Annotated in this window: 5 protein-coding genes; all 5 read left to right on the top strand. The window is 46.1% G+C overall.

Annotated elements, in window-relative coordinates; translation table 11 throughout:
- Nucleotides 1-112: 112 nt before the first annotated feature.
- Nucleotides 113-1,330, top strand: a complete 1,218-nt coding sequence (gene mobT / locus NIE88_RS21850) for a MobT family relaxase (protein WP_253065669.1) — start codon at nucleotides 113-115, stop codon at nucleotides 1,328-1,330.
- A gap of 64 nt (nucleotides 1,331-1,394) precedes the next feature.
- On the top strand, nucleotides 1,395-1,616 hold the full coding sequence (locus NIE88_RS21845; RefSeq protein ID WP_010023708.1) for a hypothetical protein: 222 nt from the start codon (nucleotides 1,395-1,397) through the stop codon (nucleotides 1,614-1,616).
- Between the two features lie 120 nt (nucleotides 1,617-1,736).
- Nucleotides 1,737-2,237, top strand: a complete 501-nt coding sequence (locus NIE88_RS21840) for an antirestriction protein ArdA (RefSeq protein WP_253065668.1) — start codon at nucleotides 1,737-1,739, stop codon at nucleotides 2,235-2,237.
- 87 nt (nucleotides 2,238-2,324) lie between these two features.
- Nucleotides 2,325-2,726, top strand: a complete 402-nt coding sequence (locus NIE88_RS21835; RefSeq protein ID WP_253065667.1) for a conjugal transfer protein — start codon at nucleotides 2,325-2,327, stop codon at nucleotides 2,724-2,726.
- On the top strand, nucleotides 2,701-2,976 hold a 276-nt coding region (locus NIE88_RS21830; RefSeq protein WP_444965502.1), incomplete at its 3' end, for a hypothetical protein. The genes NIE88_RS21835 and NIE88_RS21830, both read left to right, overlap by 26 nt.

Raw genomic sequence — 2,976 nt, 5'->3', positions numbered from 1 at the left:
CAAATACAATAAATAACCGTTTCAAAATCCAGTAAACACCCTATTCTATCTAGGTTTCTGGAATTTTTGGAGGATGTCAACTCTGCTCCTTTCAGTTGACATCCTCTTTTGGATGGGAGGGTCATCATTGAGCGAAACCGACTTATGGGTCCAGCATCTGAAAGAAAAGCGATTGTCCTACGGCCTTTCGCAAAATCGTCTGGCCGTTGCCTCCGGTATGACCCGGCAGTATCTGAACGACATTGAAAACGGCCGAGCATCCCCATCGGATGACATGAAAACAGCCCTGCTGAAAGCACTGGAACGGCTCAATCCTGATGCGCCGCTTGAGATGCTGTTTGACTATGTGCGGATACGGTTTCCAACCACAGATGCCCGGCATGTCATTGAAGACATACTGCTTCTGAAAATGGATTACATGCTTCATGAAGACTATGGGCTCTATTCCTACATGGAACACTACGCTTTAGGCGACATTTTCGTGATGGTCTCTCCCGATAAACAAAAAGGCGTGTTGCTGGAACTGAAGGGCCGGGGTTGTCGCCAGTTCGAGGGCTTTCTTTTAGCGCAACACCGAAGTTGGTTCGATTTTTTCATGGCCGCAATTAGCGAAGGTGGGGTATTCAAACGGTTGGATTTAGCGATTAATGACAAGGTGGGCATCTTGGATATTCCACAGCTGACAGAAAAATGCCGAAACGAAGAATGCATTTCCGTGTTTCGCAGTTTTAAAAGTTACCGTAGCGGCGAGCTCATCCGCCGAGAGGAAAAGGAAGCCATGGGGCACACGCTCTATATTGGTTCCTTGAAAAGTGAAATTTATTTCTGCCTTTATGAAAAGAACTATGAACAGTATGTCAAAAACCACGTCCCCATTGAGGAAGCCGAGGTCAAAAACAGATTTGAAATCCGACTGAAAAACGAACGTGCCGATCATGCCATCCATGACCTGATGGCTTACCACGATGCGGAACGTACCGCTTTTTCCATCATCAACCGTTACCTGCGTTTTGTGGACAAAGTGGAAAATAAGCGGCGTAACACATGGAAAATGAATGAAAACTGGGCCTGGTTCATTGGAAAGAACCGGGAAAAATTGAAGTTAACTACGCAACCGGAGCCCTATTCATTTGACCGAACCTTAGGCTGGTTACAGCGACAAGTGGCCCCAACATTAAAGGTGGCGCTTTGGCTCGACCAGATTAAAGACACGACTGTTATTGATGACATGATCCGCCATGCCAAACTCACGAAACGTCACGAAAAAATAGTTCAGCAGCAGGTCGATGCGGCAGAGCAGATGATCACCAATCATCATCGGCAAAATTGATTTTTAAACGATGCATCAATGAATTTTTAATCACAAATTAGATGAAGAAAAGGAGAAATCGCTGATGAATTTTGGACGGAATTTATACACCTGGTTTTTGAACAATGCTCAGTCGCTTGTCTTGATGGCGATTGTGGTCATCGGGCTTTACCTCGGTTTTAAACGGGAGTTTTCCAAACTGATTGGTTTTCTCGTCATTGCGCTGATTGCTGTGGGTTTAGTTTTCAATGCGGCCGGGGTCAAAGATGTCCTGCTGAACCTGTTTAACCGAGTGGTGGGTGCGTAACTGGAACACCTGTTCTTTTGGGCTGTATAAGCGCTTTTCTTATGCAGCCCAAAAAACAGGGACGCCAAACGAAGTGCGGCAGGCCTTTGACTCTATTTTTAGAAAAGGTAGGGATTATAGATGGAAATGAAAGTCTATATCACTAATTTGGGTAAGTACAACGAGGGCGAGCTCGTTGGCGCGTGGTTCACCCCGCCCGTTGATTTTGAAGAGGTCAAAGAGCGTATTGGATTAAATCATGAGTATGAAGAATATGCTATCCATGATTACGAACTGCCTTTTGACATTGATGAGTACACGCCTATTGAAGAAATCAATCGTCTGTGTGCTCTTGCTGAGGAATTGGCAGGCACGCCGATTGAGGAAGAAATACGAGAAATCCAACACCATTTCTTCGGTAGTTTTGAAGAAATGGTGGAACATAAAGACGATATTATCTGTTACTCTGACTGCGATGATATGACAGATGTCGCCCGTTATTTATTGGAAGAGACCGGCAGCCTCGGCGAAGTTCCAGCTCATTTACAAAACTATATCGACTATGAGGCTTATGGACGGGATTTGGAGTTGGAAGGCAATTTTCTCGTTACGACTCACGGTGTTTTTGAGTATGTCGGTTAACTAAAAAGAGACTTGGACTGGCAACCTGTACGCCCATGTACTGGCTGTCTCTTTCATCGAATTTTAAACAGAAAGGACTGATGACGAGTGAAAAAAATTCGGAGCTATACCAGCATCTGGAACGTGGAAAAGGTGATCTATGCCATCAATGACTTCCAACTGCCTTTTCCGGTCACTTTCACCCAGATGGCTTGGTTCGTTTGCTCACTCTTGCTTGTAGTGTTGTTTGCCAATGTGCCGCCGTTATCTTTCATCCATGGCGTCCTACTGAAATACGTCGGCCTTCCCGTGGGCCTTACGTGGTTCATGTCACAGAAAACCTTTGATGGGAAAAAGCCCTATGGCTTTCTCAAATCGGTGCTCACCTACCTGCTCCGCCCTAAAATGACCTATGCGGGGAAGCCTGTGAGACTGAAGAAACAAATCGTCGGCGGGGCAATAACCGCCGTGAGGAGTGAACGCGATGGCGTATCCGATCAAATACATTGAGAACAACCTTGTCTTTAACCATGACGGCGAGTGTTTCGCCTATTATGAACTGATTCCCTACAATTACTCGTTTCTGAGTCCGGAAGAAAAAAGCGAGGTGCATGATCATTTTCGTCAGCTGATTGCTCAGAGCCGGGACGGGAAAATCCATGCCTTGCAGATTGCGACCGAATCGAGCATCCGAGCGGTGCAGGCGCGCAGTAAGCAAACGGTGACCGGGAAGTTGAAAGCGGTGGCCCGCCGAAAAATT

Origin of the sequence: Sporolactobacillus shoreicorticis, assembly GCF_024125445.1 — a bacterium.
Classification (GTDB): domain Bacteria; phylum Bacillota; class Bacilli; order Bacillales; family Sporolactobacillaceae; genus Sporolactobacillus; species Sporolactobacillus shoreicorticis.
The sequence above is the reverse complement of the archived record's forward strand: the minus strand, read 5'-3'. Positions and strand labels throughout refer to the sequence as shown.

Coding starts and splice junctions, on each gene's coding strand:
- mobT (WP_253065669.1), top strand. CDS start 113: ATGGGAGGGTCATCATTGAGCGAAACCGACTTATGGGTCCAGCATCTG.
- NIE88_RS21845 (WP_010023708.1), top strand. CDS start 1,395: ATGAATTTTGGACGGAATTTATACACCTGGTTTTTGAACAATGCTCAG.
- NIE88_RS21840 (WP_253065668.1), top strand. CDS start 1,737: ATGGAAATGAAAGTCTATATCACTAATTTGGGTAAGTACAACGAGGGC.